Below are 16,435 nucleotides of genomic sequence, written 5' to 3'. Positions count from 1 at the left end.
CTCCGGGTGCCAGCCGGCGACACCCCGACCTCCGGAGAGGGCGGCGCCGAACGCGGCGGACGATTGGCCTGCCGCCCGGCGCCGGCACGTGGCCGACGCTGGGGAAGTGGCCGGGGCGGGGACTGACCCTGGGGCGAAGCTGACCCTGGGGTGAAGCTGACGCGGGGGAGTGCCCGATGCTGGGGCTCCGGCGCTGCGGAGTGCCCGATGCTGGGGCGCTGGCGCTGCGGAGTGGCTGACCCCGCGGAGTGGCCGATGGTGCGACGTGACCACTCACGGCTTGTCCAGATGGCCACCGACCTCCGTCAACCTCTCCGCCTCCAACCGCACCCCCCGCCCGCCTCCTGCCGCTTCGTGAACGGCCCGCACCGCGTACGCCACCAGCTCAGGCTGGTCGTGCGGGATCGCGTGCCCGGAGTGCTCGGCCACGATCAGCGCGGCTCCGGTGTCGCGGGCGAGGATCCGCTGGCTGGCGAGCCACAGTTCGTCCGCGCCGGCGGGTGGTGGCCCGGGCGCCCACCGGCCGGGGCTGCGGACCAGCACCAGGGTCGGGACGGCGGGCGGCGCGGCGTAGAGCACTTCCACCTGCCCGTTGACGACGTCGATCGTGGTGGCGTCGGGGTCCCCGTCGGGGCCGTCCTCGGGTGTCTCGGCGCCCGGCACCACGTAGAACTGGGGGATCGACCCGTCGACGTGGACGAGCCCGGCGACCCGGTGGGGGTGCCGGGCGGCGTAGACGCGGGCGATGAGGCTGCCGATCGAGTGTCCGACGATCACCGCGGGCACGGTGAGGTCCCGTCCGTCGAGGAGCGCGGCAAGCTCGTCGGCGAAGGCGCTGTACGGCAGTGGCGGGTTGGGCGGCGGCCGGTGCGGCGTGTCTCCGATGCCGGGCCGGTCGTAGGTGATGGTGGTGAGGCCGGGGAGGTGGTCGAGCACGGGCTGCCAGTACCGCCCGGGTTCGCCCATGGCGCTGATGAACACGATCGGTGGCTGTGGCGTCACCTGATCGAGCGTATCGATGGTTGACGTGATCCGCCCGGCTCGGACGGCGAAAGCGTATCGGGCATGGTAATTGTCCGAAAATCTCCCGGGACTGTTCACGCCGGGCGCATGCTTACGGTGTGGCCACTTTGCTGATCGCCGAGGACGACGAGGACATCGCCATCGTCCTGGTCCGGGTCTGCAAGCGGGCCGGCCTGGACGTGCTGCGCGCGCCGGACGGACAGGCCGCACTGGAGATGATCGTGGAGAAGCATCCGGATGCTCTGCTCACCGATCTCGGCATGCCGCGGATGGACGGGTGGGAGCTGATCCGCAAGGTCCGTGAGCATCCGGAGGTGGGCGACATCCCGGTGGCGATCCTGACGGGGCAGCTCGCTCCGGGGGATCCGCGGGCGGCGGAGGCGGCGGCCTGCGCCGTGCTGCTCAAGCCGTGCCCGAACGACCAGTTGCTGGCGACGATCCAGAAGCTGCTCGACAACGGGCCGCACGAGCACGATCAGCGCTGCGAAGTCTGAAACCTCCGCGCATGGATGTGCTGGGTGCCCCGATCACGCCGGACAGCGACGCCTTTCTCGGAGCCCTGCTGGAGGGTCTCTCCGTCGGGGTGGTCGCCTGTGACGCGGCCGGCCGGGTCGCCTTCGTCAACCGGGCGATGCGCGAGGTCCAGGGGTTCCCGCCGGACGGGCCGGTGCCGGAGAACTACGCCGAGAGTGCCGAGCAGGTTCTGGCCGGCGCCGACCTGCGCCCGATGCCGTGGGCGCAGACCCCGCTGATGCGTGCGCTGCGCGGCGAGCACATCGTCGCCGAGGACGTGGTGATCCGCTGCCCGGGTCAGCCGGTGCGGGTCTTCGCCTGCACCGCCCAGCCGATCTACGACGCCGCGAACCGTGTGCTCGGTGCGGTGGCGATCGCGCACGAGGTGACAGCGCTGCGCCGCGCGGAACGCTTCCGGGCCTGCCATCTGGCGGTCGAGCAGGTGCTGAAGCGGGCTGCCACGGTCCGGGCGGCGGCGCCCGGTGTGCTGCGCGCGGTCTCGGTCACGCTCGGCTGGCCCTGCGCCGAGTTGTTCCTGATCGACGAGGCGGCCGGCTGCGGCCTGCGGTCGGTGGGCCACTGGGACTCGTCGGGGGCCGAGCCGGACGGCTTCTTCGGGCACGTCCCGCATCTGGGTGAGGGCATCACCGGGCGGGTCTGGGAGAGCGGACGGGCGATCTGGGTGCCCGACATCGGGGCCGATCAGAGCCTGCGTACGCCGTACGAGCGCGAGCGTGTCGAGATCTGCATCCGCCGCGGCATCCGCACGATTCTCGCCGTCCCGGTCCACGACGGCACCACCCTGCTCGGCGTGCTCACGTGTTACGCCGGCGCCCAGGAGCGGCACGAGGATCTGCTGACCGTGCTGATGGACGGTGTCGCGGCGCAGATCGGGGTGTTCGTGGCGTTGCGCCGCGCCGAGGAACTGGCCCGTCAGCTGGCTCGCGCGCAGAGCGACTTCGTCGACCTGGTCGGCCACGAGATGCGTACGCCGCTGACCTCGATCACGGCGAACGCCACGATCCTGGCGGAGGAGTCCGCCGGGATGGACGACGACGGGCGGCAGATGGCCCGGACGATCGCCCGCAACGCCGCCACGCTGCAGCGGATCGCCGACGCGCTGCTGGACCTGGCCGGTATCGACGGCGGTCACCTCACCCTGGAACGCCGCCGTGTCGACCTGACCGCGCTGGTCACCGACGCGATCGCGGCGGCCTGCCGGACCGGTCGCTGCGAGGCGGTCAGCGCTGACCTGCCGCCCCGGCTGGAGCTGCCGGCCGACCCGGCCCGCCTCCGCCAGGTCCTCGACGACCTGCTGGCGAACGCGATCAAGTACAGCCCGCCGGGCGCCCCGATCAGCGTCGTGCTGCGTGCCGACGCGACGACCGCCGAGCTCTCCATCGCCGACTGCGGCATCGGCACCCCGGAGGCCGAACGCGAGCGCGTGTTCGACCGGTTCTTCCGCGGCAGCAACGTCCGCCATCAGGGCACGCACGGCAGTGGCCTGGGGCTGAGCCTGGCCCGCGCGATCGTGCACCTGCACGGCGGCACGATCCGGCTGACCGGGAACCATCCCACCGGCACGGTGGTCCGCGTGACCCTGCCCCGGTGCTGACGGAAGATCGACGGGGCGGAATTCTTCGATCTCTTGTGCGATGCTGGCCGCCCGGCAATCTGCCGGACATCCACCGTTCACTCCGGATCGGAGCTCCATGCCCTTCACAAGGCTCCTCGCCGCCGCCCTCGTGACGATCGCCGCGGCGACGTCAGCCGCGGTCCTGAGCCCGTCGCCCGCGATGGCCGCGGTCGCTGACGGCGCGATCTTCAACGACCCCGGTGACGCCTCCAAGTCCTACGCTATCCGGGACCACATCCGGAGCCTGATCGACGGCGCCGCCGTGGGCTCCGAGATCCGCATGTCGATGTACAACTTCAGTGAGCAGGCCGTCGCCGACAACCTGATCGCGGCGAAGGGCCGCGGGGTCAACGTCAAGGTGGTCGTGGACTCGGTCTCGGCGGCGACTGCGCCCGTCGCGTCGCTGAAGACCGCCCTGGGCACCACGACCAGCGCGGCGTCCTACATCAAGGTCTGCACGACCGGCGCCGCCTGCATCGGGTCGCAGGGCACGCCGATCAACCACAACAAGTTCTTCCTGTTCTCGAACACCAGCGGGTCGGCGAACGTCGTCGTCCAGTCCTCGGCCAACCTGACCAGCAGCAACGCGACGGTGTTCTGGAACAACGCGGTGACCCTGGTCGGCAACACCGGGCTGTACAACGCGTACGTCAAGTACCACAAGGACCTGACCGCGTCGGTCAAGACCAACGACTACTACAACTCGACGCTGAGCGGGAACGCCAAGACGTACTTCTTCCCGCGCGCCGGCACGGACAAGACCAGCGACACGATCTACAACATGCTGAACGAGAACATCACCTGCGAGGGCAACACCTCGGTCGGCACGTCCGACACCCACCGCACGATCATCCGGGTCGCGATGTGGTCGTTCACCCGCGGGGCGATCGCCCAGCAGTTGCGTAACCTGGCCGACAAGAAGTGCTGGATCGCCGTCGTCTACACCGACGCGGACGCCGGTGTGCTCGCGGACCTGCGCAACCACTCGCGCATCGAGCTCTACCAGACGCCGGACACCGGTGACTTCGTCCACTCGAAGTACATGGCGATCGAGGGCACGTACACCGACGTCAAGGACAGCAAGTGGGTCATGACCGGTAGCCACAACTACACGAACGCGGCGCTGCGCGAGAACGACGAGACGATGCTGCGCATCCACTCGAACGCGATCTTCGATCAGTACCGCGCCAACTTCCGCGTCCTGCGCGACCACGCCAACGCGGACCCGCAGTCGCAGCCTGCCCTGGACTACAAGGCCGGCAACTGACCGCTGGTGATCAGCGTCCCGGCCCCGGCATCACCGCCGGGGCCGGGACGGACGTCAGCGGTCCCAGGCGTCGAGCAGCGCCGTCCCGTGCAGCCCGGCGTTGATGCCCAGCCACCGGGCCGGCTCCGGCTCCCACCGCCGGGACCGATGATTCACCCACGGCAGGCGGGTCAGCTCCGTGGAGCGGCTCAGGATCAGATCGGTCAGGGTCCGCCCGGCCAGGTTGCTGGCGGCCACCCCGTCGCCGACGTACCCACCGGCCCAGGCGATCCCGTCGCGCAGTCCGACGCTCGGCATCCAGTCCCGCGGGATCCCGAGGGGCCCTCCCCAGCGGTACGCCACCGGAACCTCGATCCCGAACAGCTCGCTCAACGCGTGCCGGAGTTTCCCGAACACGGCCGGCACCCTGTCGAACTCGGGCCGCACCCGGGAGCCGAAGTGGTACGGCGCCCCGCGCCCGCCGAACGCCAGCCTGTCGTCAGCGGTCCGCTGCCCGTAAATGATCATGCGACGCTCGTCGGTGAACGTCTCCCGCCGCCCGAGCCCGATCCGCTCCCACACCGGCGCCGGCAGCGGCTCGGTGGCGATCATCAGCGAGTAGACCGGTGCGAGCTCACGACGGTGCCCGGGCAGCTCGGGGGTGTACCCCTCCAGCGCCCGCACGACCGTGTCCGCCCGGACCGTGCCGCGATCGGTGACCACCCGGCCGGCCTGCAGCGACAGCACCCGGGTGCCCTCGTGGACGGTCACGCCGAGCTTCTCCACCTCGGCCGCCAGCCCGCGCACCAGCTTGCCCGGGTGCAGCGCCGCGCAGTGCTCGCTGTAGACCCCGCCGAGCACCCCGTTCGCGTTGCAGATGGCACGGGTCCCGGCGGCGTCGAGCCGGGCGGCGGGCGCCCGGCGCAACTGGCCGGGCGTGCGGATCAGCGAGATCACCCCGCCCTTGGCGTAGTCGCAGTCGATGCCGGCCCGCCCCACCTCGTCGACGGCGTCCTCCAGGGCGGCGTGCATCGCACGAGCGGGCTCCACGCCGTACCGCGAAGAGAGTTTCTGCTCGGAGACCGGGAAGAGGCCGGAGGCCCAGCCACCGTTGCGCCCGGACGCGCCGAAGCCGCAGAACTCCGCCTCGAGCACCAGGATCCGCAGGTCAGGATGTGCCTTGGCGAGGTAGTACGCGGTCCAGAGCCCGGTGTATCCACCGCCCACGATGGCCACGTCGGCATCCCGGTCGCCAGGCAGGGCGGAGCGTCGCTCGATCGGGCCGAGCGATTCAAGCCAGAAGCTCATGTGTTATCTGGTTCCCCAGGCATAGGTCTGTTTGGCGAGCTTGAGGTACATGAACGTGTCGACGGCGGCGACGCCCCCGATCGTGCGCACCTTCTCGTTGAGCAGGTCGAGCAGGTGCGCGTCGTCGGTGCACACCAGCTCCACCAGCAGGTCGTAGCGCCCGGCGCAGATGACCACGTAGTCGACCTCGGGAATCGCGGCGAGCTGGTCGGCGATCACCCGCAGGTCCCCGTTGACCCGCAGGCCGACCATCGCCTGCCGGGCGAAGCCCAGGGTCAGCGGGTCGGTCACGGCGACGATCTGCATCAGCCCGTTGTCGAGGAGCCGCTGCACGCGCTGGCGCACAGCGGCCTCCGACAGGCCGATCGTCTTGGCGAGGGTGGCGTAGGACATCCGCCCGTCCCGCTGCAGGTGATCGATGATCTGCTTGTTGATCTCGTCCAGGCCCGTCTCGCTCACGGCGCGATTCTTCCCTGAGAGCACACCCGGGAGCTAGTTCCGGAGTGCTTCGCGAAGAATGTCCAGCCCACGGTGGAGATCCTCGTCGGAGATCACCAGCGGGGGCAGGAACCGCAGCACGTTGCCGTAGGTCCCACAGGTCAGCGTCAGCAGACCGGCGTCGTGGCAGGCCTTGGACACGGCCGCGGTCCGGGCGGCGTCGGGCTCCAGCGTGCCCGGCTCCACCAGTTCGATCGCGATCATCGCGCCCCGCCCGCGTACCTCGGCGATGTCCGGAATCTCCGACAGGGCACTCTTGAGTACGGTCTCGATCCGCTGCGCCGCGGTCGCAAGGTCCAACTCGCGTATCGTCTCGATGGCCGCGAGCGCGGCGGCACAGGCGACCGGGTTCCCGCCGTAGGTTCCCCCGAGCCCGCCCGCGTGGACGGCGTCCATGAGGTCGGCCCGGCCCACGACGCCCGCGATCGGCAGCCCGCCACCCATACCCTTGGCCGTCGTGATCAGGTCCGGTTCCAGTTCCTCGTGCTCGGAGGCGAACCACTGCCCGGTCCGGCAGAACCCGGTCTGGATCTCGTCGGCGATGAACACCGCCCCGGCCTCGGCCGCCCAGGCGGCAAGAGCGGGAAGAAAGCCCTGCGCCGGTACGACGAAGCCGCCCTCACCCTGGATCGGTTCGATCAGCACCGCCGCGACGTTGCCGGCCCCGACCTGCTTCTCGATCACGTCGATCGCCCGGCGCGCCGCCTCGGGGCCGTCCAGGCCGCCGTCGCGCAGCGGGTACGACATCGGCGCCCGGTACACCTCCGGCGCGAACGGCCCGAACCGGTGCTTGTACGGCATGTTCTTCGCGGTCAGCGCCATCGTCAGGTTCGTCCGGCCGTGGTAGGCGTGGTCGAACACCACGACCGCCTGCCGCCCGGTCGCGTGCCGGGCGATCTTGACAGCGTTCTCCACCGCCTCGGCACCGGAGTTGAACAGTGCCGCCCGCTTCTCGAAACTGCCCGGGGTCAGCTCGATCAACTGCTCGCAGACGGCGACGTACGACTCGTAGGGCGCGACCATGAAGCAGGTGTGCGTGAAGCGTTCGACCTGCGCGCGGACCGCCTCGACCACCCTCGGCGCGGCGTTGCCGACGTTCGTGACGGCGATGCCGGACGCGAAGTCGATCCACTCCCGGCCGTCGACGTCGGTCAGCGTGCCGCCGCCGGCGTGGTCGACGTAGGACGAGATGGTCGACCCGACGCCGCGCGCGACCGCCGACAGCCGGCGCTTGTGCAGTTCTTCGGACGATGAGGAAGACGACACGGTCAGACCCCCACGTTGTGCATGACGTGCTTGATGCGGGTGTAGTCCTCCAGGCCGTACACGGAAAGGTCCTTGCCGTGCCCGGAGTGCTTGAAGCCGCCGTGCGGCATCTCGGCGACCAGCGGGATGTGGCAGTTGACCCAGACGCAGCCGAAGTCGAGCCGCTGGGTCATCCGCATCGCCCGGCCGTGGTCCTTCGTCCACACGCTGGAGGCGAGCCCGTAGTCGACGCCGTTGGCCCAGCGCACCGCCTCGTCCTCGTCGGTGAACTGCTGCACGGTGATGACCGGGCCGAACACCTCGTTCTGGATGATCTCGTCGTCCTGGCGCAGGCCGGCCACGACGGTCGGTGACCAGAAGAAGCCGCGGTCGCCGACCCGGGCGCCGCCGGCCTCGATCGAGGCGTGGTCCGGCAGCCGGTCGATGAACCCGGACACCCGGGCCAGCTGGTTCGCGTTGTTGACCGGGCCGTAGAGCGCGTCCTCGTCGTCCGGCCGCCCGGTCTTCGTGCTCTTCGCCTGCTCGGCGAGGGCAGCGACGAAGTCCTGGTAGATCGCCGGTGCGACGAGCACCCGGGTGGCGGCGGTGCAGTCCTGGCCGGCGTTGAAGTAGCCGCCGACCGCGATGTCGGCGGCGGCCGCGGCGATGTCGGCGTCCTCGAAGACCACGACCGGGGCCTTGCCGCCCAGCTCCAGGTGGGTGCGCTTGAGGTCGGCGGCGGCGGAGCCGGCCACCTCCATGCCGGCCCGGACCGAGCCGGTGATCGACACCATCCGCGGGGTCTTGTGCTCGACCAGCGCGCGGCCGGTGTCCCGGTCGCCGAGGAGCACGTTGAACGCGCCGGCCGGCAGGAACTCGGCGGCGATCTCGGCCAGCAGCACGCTGGTCACCGGGGTGGTGTCGGACGGCTTGAGCACCACGGTGTTGCCGGCGGCGAGCGCCGGCGCGATCTTCCAGACCGCCATCATCAGCGGGTAGTTCCACGGGGTGACCTGGGCGACGACGCCGACCGGCTCCCGGCGCACATAGCTCTCGAAGCCGTTCAGGTACTGCCCCGCGGAGCGGCCCTCCAGCAGGCGGGCGGCACCGGCGAAGAACCGGATCTGGTCGACCGCGGGCGGCAGCTCCTCGCTGGCGGTCAGGCCGAGCGGCTTGCCGGTGTTCTGTGACTCGGCGGCGACCAGCTCGTCGGCGCGCGACTCCACCGCGTCGGCGAACCTGAGCAGCGCGCGCTGCCGGTCGGCGGGAGTGGTGTTGCGCCATTCCTCGAACGCGGAGGAGGCCGCGGCCATCGCCCGGTCGACGTCCTCGGGGCCGGAGACCGGGGTGGACGCGAAGACCTCGCCGGTGGACGGGTCGACGAGATCCGCGTACCGGCCGTCGGCGGGCGCGACCGCAGCGCCGGCGACGAAGTTGTGCAGTTGCTTCTTGGCGGTCATCCGGCCTCCAGATTCGGCTTCAGTGCATGCCGCCCCATCTTTTCCACTGATTCCGTGGCGAGCAAGAGGTCACAGGCATTTTTCCGTGTTTCCGGCGCTGTTCACGAGGGTGTCGGATCGCCCTTCTCAGGGGCGGCGGCGCACGCTCAGGACCGCGACGTCGTCCCCCGGTTGCTCGGTGCCGGCCGCGGTCATCACCGTGGCGCAGACCTTCTCCGCATTGTCCGCCCGCACCGACCGCAGGAGACGGTCCAATCCGATGTCGATCACCTCGTCGCGGCGCTCGACCAGCCCGTCGGTGTAACAGAACAGCACCGCCCCGGGCGGGAACGCGATCGTCGTGCTGCGCCGCGGCCGGCCCTGCCGGCCCATGCCGAGCGGCGGGTCGATCGGCATCCCGGCGAGCGCGGCGGTGCCGTCCGGCCGGGCCAGGACCGGGCGCAGGTGACCGGCGCTGGAGAGGACGATCCGGTCCCGCTCCGGGCTGATCATCGCGTAGAGCGCGGTGGTGAGGCTGCCCGCCTCGAAGTGGTGCACCTTGCGGTTCAGCAGCGTGAGGGCTTCCGCCGGGTCGTCGCAGATCAGCGCGTACGCCCGGAGGGCGCTCCGGACCCGCCCCATCACCACGGCCGAGGCCAGGCCGTGGCCGGACACGTCGCCGATCACCACGCCCAGCCAGCCGGAGGGCAGGGAGAACACGTCATACCAGTCACCGCCGATGCCGAACGCGTGGCCCGGCACATACCGCGCGGCCAGCTCGACACCGGGGATGTCGGGCAGGCGGGACGGCAGCAGACTGCGCTGCAGGGCGAGCGCTGTCGCCTGGTCCAGCCGGTCCGCCGGGGTCCGCCGCCCGGCGGGCCCCGGCGGGGTGTCCTTGTCGATCAGGCCCCGCACCCGGTCCAGCAACTCGTCGAGCAGGTCCGCGGGGCCGAGGCGGCCGGGAGCCGCCCCGAGCCGCCGCAGCCGCTCGTCGTCGTTGATGCGTCCTGGCACGGACTCAGCCTAGTGGCCGCCCACCGGGGTGAACGGCAACCGACGGTCACGATCAGACCAGCCGTACCACCGCGGGAGTGGTCAGTTGACGGTCCGCCCCCGCCGGCCGGGCCGGGCCGGTCAGCCGGACGGTCGCCTGGCAGGGCAGGTCCCCGGCCGACGTGCCGACCTGAATCCGCAGGTCACCGGGTTCCACGACGCGGGTCAGGTCGCGACCGGTGAACGCCGACCGGTCGGTGTGCACCCGGAACGTCACCTCCGCGCCCGCCCCGGCGGCCAACTCGACACGATGGAAACCGGACAGTTGGCGAACCGGACGGGTGACCGTGGCGACCGGGTCGGACAGGTAGAGCTGCACCACCTCGGAGCCGTCACGCTCGCCGGTGTTGCGCACCCGCACGGTCACCTCGAACTCGCCGTCGGTCGGCACCTGCTCGGCGCTGACCCGCAGCTCGTCCACCTCGAACGTGGTGTAGGACCGGCCGTGCCCGAACGGGTACAGCGGCACCGGGTCCAGGTTGCTGACCCCGCTGTGCGTGGCGCCCAGGATCGGCTGCAGGTACGTCCCCGGCTGCCCGCCCGGGTGCCGCGGAATCTGCACCGGCAGCTTGCCGCTGGGCTGGATCCGCCCGCTGAGCACCCCGGCGATCGCGGCCCCACCGGCCTGGCCCGGCATGAACGCCTGGACCAGCCCGGCGACCCGGCCGTCCAGGTCGCCCAGCGCGTACGGCCGGCCGGAGACCACCACCACGACCACCGGCGTGCCGGTCGCCAGCAGCTCCTCGATCAGCTGCGCCTGCACCCCGGGCAGCCGCAGGTCCTCGGCGTCGCAGCCCTCGCCGGACGTACCCTTGCCGAACAGCCCGGCCAGGTCGCCGACGAACACGACGGCCAGGTCCGCGCCGCGCGCCGCCTCGGCCGCCTCCGCGAAACCGCCGCGGTCCTCGCCGCTGACCTCGCAGCCCTTGGCATAGCTGATCTCGGCGGACCCGAACTCCGCGCGCAGGCCGTCCAGCGCGGTCGGGATGTCCAGGCCGAGACCGAGCTGCGGGTAACGGGGGAGCACGTGGTTGGGGAAGGCGTAACAGCCCAGGAACGTCCGGGCGTCGTCGGCGCACGGGCCGATCACGGCGATCCGCGACGGCGCGGTGACCGGCAGCGCGGTGCCCGTCTCCAGCAGCACGATCGAGCGTTCAGCCAGCTCGGCTGCGATCTGCTGGTTCGCGGAGTTGTTCAGGTCGGTGTGCCCGGCGGCGGTCACCGACGACTCGGGCGTCCAGTCCGGGTCGAGCAGGCCCAGCTCGGCCTTCTGCGTGAGCAGGCGGCGGGCGGCGCGGTCGACGAGCTCCTCCGGCACCTCGCCGCGGCGGACCCGTTCGACCAGGCCGTCGCCGTACCCGATGGTGTCCGGCAGCTCGACGTCGAGCCCGGCCGCCAGGGCGAGCGCGCCGGCGCCGGTGCTGTCCTGCGCGACGCCGTGCATCTGGGCCAGGAACGGGATCGCCCAGTAGTCCGACACGACAGTGCCGGTGAAGCCCCACTCGTCCCGCAGCACGTCGGTGAGCAGCCACGAGTCGGCGCCGGCCGGGACCCCGTCGACATCGGAGTAGGAGTTCATCACCGAGCGCGCGCCACCGAGCTTGACGGCCGCCTCGAACGGCGGCAGCACCACGTCGATCAGCTCGCGGCGGCCCATCCCCACCGGGCCGTGGTTGCGGGCGCCGCGGGAGGCCGAGTAACCGGCGAAGTGCTTCAGGGTCGCGATGACGCCGCCGGTCTGCAGCCCGCGAACATACGCCGAACCGACCATCGACACCAGGTAGGGGTCCTCGCCGATGGTCTCCTCGACCCGCCCCCACCGGTAGTCGCGCACCACGTCGAGCACGGGGGAGAGCCCCTGGTGCACGCCGAGCGCCGCCATGTCCCGGCCGATCGCCGCCGCCATCCGCTCGATCAGCTCGGGGTCGAACGTGGCGCCCCACGCGATCGCGGCCGGGTAGACCGTCGCGCCCAGCGCGGTGAACCCGGTCAGGCACTCCTCGTGCACGATCGCCGGGATGCCGAGCCGGGACGCCATCACGACGCGCTGCTGGCGGATCAGCTCGGCGGCGCCCTCGGCCGGGGTGAGCGGGACACTCCCGTACACCCGGGTGAGGTGACCGAGACCGTGCTGGGCCGCGACCTCGAGGGGAACGGTGCCGCCGGCGGCGAAGACGTCCTGCATCGGGGCGACGTTGTGCTGCTCCTCCGGGTCGTACCCGTCGTCGTGCCCCTCGTCGCCCATGTCGTTGCCGACCCAGCGGCTGCCCAGCTGTGCGACCTTCTCCTCGAGGGTCATCTCCGCCAGCAGTGCCTCGACGCGCTCGGCGACGGGCAGCGCCGGGTCACGCCACGGGCGGGTCAGCTGTTCTGTGGTCAAGGGCTTTGTGGACAAGCTTTGCCTCCGATGGGTCCCCGAAACTTTCGGGTGCCTTGAGTTGCGCGCCGGCGTGGTGAAAAGGCCTGCCGGCGCTGCCTACTCTCGCGCTCCGGGCACGGTTACGGCAAGGGCCTTGACACCCATCACGGCGAAACCCTACGTTAACGAAACCTCGCGTTAATTTGCGGCTGTCACTCGAAAGTTCCGGAACTCGGTGACCGCCGTCGCCATCGCTATATCACCCCCCGCGGCTCGCCGCGGCTTGCTTCGAGTACGGAGAAAAAGCGTGAAGCGCAGGAATTTTCTGAGTCTCACCGCGGGTGCTGCCGCGGCCACCGGTCTCGCCGCGTGCGGCAACTCCGGTCCGGCGGACACCACCGGGGGCGGCTCCGGTGGCGGGGACGCCGCCACCTACTGGTTCCTCAGCGGCCCGCCCGGTGAGCCGATCCGCCAGGGCGCGGTCGACCGGTTCAACAAGGCGAACTCCGGTAACCAGATCAAGGTCACCGCGATCCAGAACGACACGTACAAGGACAAGCTGAAGACCGCGATCGGTGCGGGCCAGGCCCCGAGCATCATCTGGGGCTGGGGCGGCGGCGGCCTGAAGAGCTACGTCGACGCCGGCCAGGTCGACGACCTGACCGACTGGTTCGCGCAGAACGCCGCGGTCAAGAACCGCCTGTTCCCGGCCTCCTTCGGCCCGGCCACGGTGGACGGCAAGATCTACGCGATGCCCGCCGAGACCGTGCAGCCGATCATCATGCTGTACAACAAGGAGGCCTTCGAGAAGGCCGGCGTGGCCAACCCGCCGCAGACCTGGGCCGAGCTGATGAGCATCCTGCCCAAGTTCAACGACAAGGGCATCGCGCCGCTCTCGCTGGCCGGGCAGTCGCGCTGGACCAACATGATGTGGCTGGAGCTGCTCTTCGACCGCATCGGTGGCCCGGACGTCTTCAACAACGCCTACGACGGCCAGAAGGACGCCTGGAGCAACCCGGCCGCGATCGACGCGCTCACCAAGATCCAGGAGCTGATCAACGCCAAGGGCTTCGTCAAGGGCTTCTCGTCGGTCACCGCCGACTCGAACGCCGACCAGGCGCTGCTCTACCGCGGCAAGGCCGCCATGGAGCTGCACGGCTCCTGGTCGTACGGCATCATCAAGGCCGACGGCGGCAACTTCATCAAGGACGGCAAGCTCGGCTTCTTCAACTTCCCGGCGGTCGACGGCGGCAAGGGCGACCCGACGAACGTCTACGGCAACGCCGGGCAGTTCCTGTCGATCTCCTCCAAGGCGTCCGAGAAGCAGAAGGAGACCGCGAAGAAGTTCTTCGCCAGCCTGCTCGACGACCAGGAGCAGCAGGGCTGGATCGACTCGGGCGGCGTCCCGATCGTCCAGGGCTCGAACTCCAAGCTGGCGTCCTCCCCGGACAAGGACTTCCTGAACTTCATCTACGACGTGTCCAGCAAGGCGAAGAACTTCGGCCAGTCCTGGGACCAGGCGCTGAGCCCGTCCTCCGCCGAGACGCTGCTGCAGAACATCGCGAAGCTGTTCCAGCTGCAGATCACTCCGCAGCAGTTCGCCACCAACATGAATGCGACCATCGGCAAATGACGATTGCACCGCCTGTAGTGCGGTCCGCTCCGCCCGCCGCGTCCAGCGGCGGGCGGAGCGTGTCCGTCTCCTGGATGGCGTGGCCGGCACTGGTCGCGTTCACGATCTTCGGGCTCATCCCGCTCGCCGGCGTTCTGGTGCTCAGCTTCTCGTCGTGGAGCGGCCTCACCCAGAACGTCCCGTTCAGCGGTCTGGACAGCTGGAAGTCCGTCCTGACCGACCCCGGTCTGCCGCACGCGCTCTGGATCACCTTCCTGATCATGGCGCTCTCCTGGCTGGCGCAGACCCCGCTCTCGATCCTGCTCGGGGTCTTCATCGCGGCACACTCGCGGTACCGCAGCGTGCTCGCGGTGCTCTTCTTCATCCCGCTGCTGCTCAGCCAGGCGGCCATCGCGATCACGTACAAAATGCTGCTCGACCCGAACTTCGGGCTCGGCGCCAGCCTCGGGTGGGGCTTCCTGCAGCAGGACTGGCTCGGCGAGGGCAAACTCGCCATCGGCGTGGTCATCTTCGTGGTGTCCTGGCAGTGGATCCCGTTCCACTCGCTGATCTACCAGGGTGGCGTCCGGCAGATCCCCGCCGCGATGTACGAGGCGGCCGAGATCGACGGCGCGGGCCGGGTGCGCAAGTTCTTCAGCATCACGCTGCCGCAGCTCAAGTACACGATCATCACATCGTCGACGCTGATGGTGGTCGGCTCGCTGACCTTCTTCGACCTGATCTGGGTGCTCACCGCCGGCGGTCCCGGCGACTCCACGCGGGCTCTCGCGGTCGACATGTACGTGCGTGGCTTCCGGACCGGCCTGATGGGCCCGGCCAGCGCCATCGCGGTGATCCTGGTTCTGCTCGGCCTGGCTCTGGCCCTGCTGGTGCGCCGGCTCGGCGGGCGTGACGCGGCCGAGAGCCAGTTGGAAGGAATCTGAGATGACGACCGTGCTCGACAGCCGATCGGACCGGAAGGCGGCCCACGCGGCGCCGCCTCAAGCCGGCCGCCGCTCCAAGCTGAGTCAGTACAACTGGTTCGGTGGGCTGGCCGGCTGGATCTGGCTCGTGGTGGTGATGGTCCCGCTCTACTGGATCGTGATCACCAGCTTCAAGCTGCAGTCCGACTACTTCTCCACGAACCCGCTGGTCCCGCCGTCCTCGCCGACGCTGGAGAACTACCGGTTCGTCCTGGAGAACCACTTCATCAGGTACTTCTTCAACAGCGTGATCGTCACCGTGGGCGCTGTCGCGCCGGCGGTCGTGGTGTCGTTCATGGCCGCCTACGCCATCGTGCGGGGCAGCGCCGTGAGCCGGTTCCTGCGTACCGTCAACGCGGTCTTCCTGATGGGGCTGGCGATCCCGCTGCAAGCGGTGATCATCCCGGTCTACCTGATCATCATCAAGCTCCAGATGTACGACACGCTGGGCGCGATCATCCTGCCGTCGATCGCGTTCGCCATCCCGCTGTCGGTGCTGGTGCTCTCCAACTTCATCCGCGACATCCCGAAGGAGCTCTTCGAGTCGATGCGGATGGACGGCGCCACCGAGTGGGGCACGCTGTGGCGTCTCGCCCTGCCGCTGACCCGCCCGGCGCTGGTCACCGTCACGATCTACCAGGGCCTGCAGGTGTGGAACGGCTTCCTGCTCCCGCTGATCCTGACCCAGACCCCGGAACGGCGCGTGCTGCCGCTGGCGCTGACCGCGTTCCAGGGCCAGTACAACATCAACATCCCGGCGGTGCTCGCGTCGGTCGTGCTCACGACCCTGCCGATCCTGATCCTCTACGTGGTCGGCCGCCGGCAGCTGCTCAGCGGTCTGACCGCCGGCTTCGGCAAGTAGGCCGCCGTCCCGCTGCTGTTCAGCCGGCTCGACCCTCGCGGTCGGGCCGGCTGTTCCGCATCCGCCCTGAACCTGCGCCGCGTCCAGCCCGCTGTTGCACGTGCGGCCTGCACCTCCAGCGGTCCAGCGTGCTGTTCCGCATCCAGCCTGAATCTGCGCCGCAACCAGCCCGCCGGTCCACCCGGCTGTTCCGCTTCCTGCCTGCACCTGCGCCGCGTTCAGCCCGCCGGTCCAGCGGGCTGCTCCGCTTTCCGGCCTGCACCTGCGCCGCGTCCAGCCCGCTATTCCGCTTCCAGGACCTGCGGTGCCGCCGACATTCACCACCATTTCCCGTACGACCGGAGGCCGCGTCCCGTGCGAAGCCCGCGCGACGCCGCTGCCCTCCAGGCCGCCGCCGCGGCGCCGCCTTCCCGGCTGGCCTCCAGGGGTGCTTCCGCGACGGGAAAGACCCTTGAGCCCCAGCCGATTCTGGGTGGCAGGTGCTCCGGGGTGTGTCCGGCCCTTGAGGCACCCCTCAGAGCCAGCCCGCGCCGGCCTTGCCCGCGCCGGCCTCGCCCATGAGTCCGCGCCGGCTTGCCCGCGCCGGCCTTGCCCGCGCCGGCTTGCCCGCGCCGGCCTTGCCCGCGCCGGCTTGCCCGCGCCGGCCTTGCCCGCG

At 70.5% G+C, this 16,435-nt stretch carries 13 protein-coding genes; 6 read left to right on the top strand and 7 right to left on the bottom strand.

The window, feature by feature from the left end; translation table 11 throughout:
- Nucleotides 1-273: 273 nt before the first annotated feature.
- Nucleotides 274-1,002, bottom strand: a complete 729-nt coding sequence (locus tag Acy02nite_RS15190; RefSeq protein ID WP_239174834.1) for an alpha/beta fold hydrolase — start codon at nt 1,000-1,002, stop codon at nt 274-276.
- A gap of 119 nt (nt 1,003-1,121) precedes the next feature.
- On the opposite strand from Acy02nite_RS15190, the gene Acy02nite_RS15185 reads away from it, so the two are divergent.
- The 3 genes from Acy02nite_RS15185 (at nt 1,122) to Acy02nite_RS15175 (ending at nt 4,439) form a co-directional block, all read left to right on the top strand.
- The gene (locus Acy02nite_RS15185; RefSeq protein WP_203741081.1) at nt 1,122-1,517 is read left to right on the top strand and encodes a response regulator; all 396 of its coding nucleotides are present in this window, start codon (nt 1,122-1,124) and stop codon (nt 1,515-1,517) included.
- 11 nt (nt 1,518-1,528) lie between these two features.
- Nucleotides 1,529-3,151, top strand: coding sequence for a sensor histidine kinase (locus Acy02nite_RS15180; RefSeq protein ID WP_203741080.1), 1,623 nt, complete (start codon nt 1,529-1,531; stop codon nt 3,149-3,151).
- Between the two features lie 97 nt (nt 3,152-3,248).
- Nucleotides 3,249-4,439, top strand: a complete 1,191-nt coding sequence (locus Acy02nite_RS15175; protein WP_203741079.1) for a phospholipase D-like domain-containing protein — start codon at nt 3,249-3,251, stop codon at nt 4,437-4,439.
- Between the two features lie 54 nt (nt 4,440-4,493).
- On the opposite strand, the gene Acy02nite_RS15170 is transcribed toward Acy02nite_RS15175, so the two are convergent.
- The 6 genes from Acy02nite_RS15170 to Acy02nite_RS15145 all read right to left on the bottom strand — a co-directional run bounded on the left by Acy02nite_RS15170 (nt 4,494) and on the right by Acy02nite_RS15145 (nt 12,344).
- Nucleotides 4,494-5,726 (bottom strand): NAD(P)/FAD-dependent oxidoreductase, encoded by a 1,233-nt coding sequence (locus tag Acy02nite_RS15170; RefSeq protein ID WP_203741078.1) that lies wholly within the window; start codon nt 5,724-5,726, stop codon nt 4,494-4,496.
- A gap of 3 nt (nt 5,727-5,729) precedes the next feature.
- Nucleotides 5,730-6,185 (bottom strand): Lrp/AsnC family transcriptional regulator, encoded by a 456-nt coding sequence (locus Acy02nite_RS15165; protein WP_239174832.1) that lies wholly within the window; start codon nt 6,183-6,185, stop codon nt 5,730-5,732.
- Nucleotides 6,186-6,218: 33 nt separating this feature from the next.
- Nucleotides 6,219-7,490: a 4-aminobutyrate--2-oxoglutarate transaminase gene (gene gabT, locus Acy02nite_RS15160; RefSeq protein WP_203741076.1), complete on the bottom strand. Its 1,272-nt coding sequence runs from the start codon at nt 7,488-7,490 to the stop codon at nt 6,219-6,221.
- A gap of 2 nt (nt 7,491-7,492) precedes the next feature.
- A complete protein-coding gene (locus Acy02nite_RS15155; RefSeq protein WP_203741075.1) occupies nt 7,493-8,929 on the bottom strand; it encodes a gamma-aminobutyraldehyde dehydrogenase in 1,437 nt (478 codons plus the stop codon).
- A gap of 126 nt (nt 8,930-9,055) precedes the next feature.
- Complete coding sequence (locus tag Acy02nite_RS15150) at nt 9,056-9,925, bottom strand: PP2C family protein-serine/threonine phosphatase (protein WP_203741073.1); 870 nt, start codon at nt 9,923-9,925, stop codon at nt 9,056-9,058.
- A gap of 52 nt (nt 9,926-9,977) precedes the next feature.
- Nucleotides 9,978-12,344 carry a beta-glucosidase family protein gene (locus Acy02nite_RS15145; RefSeq protein WP_239174830.1) on the bottom strand — a complete coding sequence of 789 codons (2,367 nt, stop codon included), beginning with the start codon at nt 12,342-12,344 and terminating at the stop codon, nt 9,978-9,980.
- A gap of 286 nt (nt 12,345-12,630) precedes the next feature.
- Here Acy02nite_RS15145 and Acy02nite_RS15140 point away from each other — a divergent pair, with 286 nt between their 5' ends.
- Genes Acy02nite_RS15140 through Acy02nite_RS15130 form a run of 3 tightly spaced genes read left to right on the top strand, consistent with a single transcriptional unit; the run spans nt 12,631 to nt 15,780 of the window.
- Entirely contained in the window at nt 12,631-13,956 is a 1,326-nt protein-coding gene (locus Acy02nite_RS15140; RefSeq protein WP_239174828.1) for an extracellular solute-binding protein, read from the top strand.
- On the top strand, nt 13,953-14,879 hold the full coding sequence (locus Acy02nite_RS15135) for a carbohydrate ABC transporter permease (RefSeq protein WP_203741071.1): 927 nt from the start codon (nt 13,953-13,955) through the stop codon (nt 14,877-14,879). The genes Acy02nite_RS15140 and Acy02nite_RS15135 overlap by 4 nt, the downstream gene beginning before the upstream one ends.
- Before the next feature lies 1 nt (nt 14,880).
- Nucleotides 14,881-15,780: a carbohydrate ABC transporter permease gene (locus tag Acy02nite_RS15130; protein WP_203741069.1), complete on the top strand. Its 900-nt coding sequence runs from the start codon at nt 14,881-14,883 to the stop codon at nt 15,778-15,780.
- Nucleotides 15,781-16,435 lie beyond the last annotated feature (655 nt).

It is taken from the genome of Actinoplanes cyaneus (genome assembly GCF_016862095.1).
GTDB classification, from domain to species: Bacteria; Actinomycetota; Actinomycetes; order Mycobacteriales; family Micromonosporaceae; genus Actinoplanes; species Actinoplanes cyaneus.
Note: the sequence above shows the minus strand (reverse complement) of the source record. Positions and strands in the feature narration are given on the sequence as shown.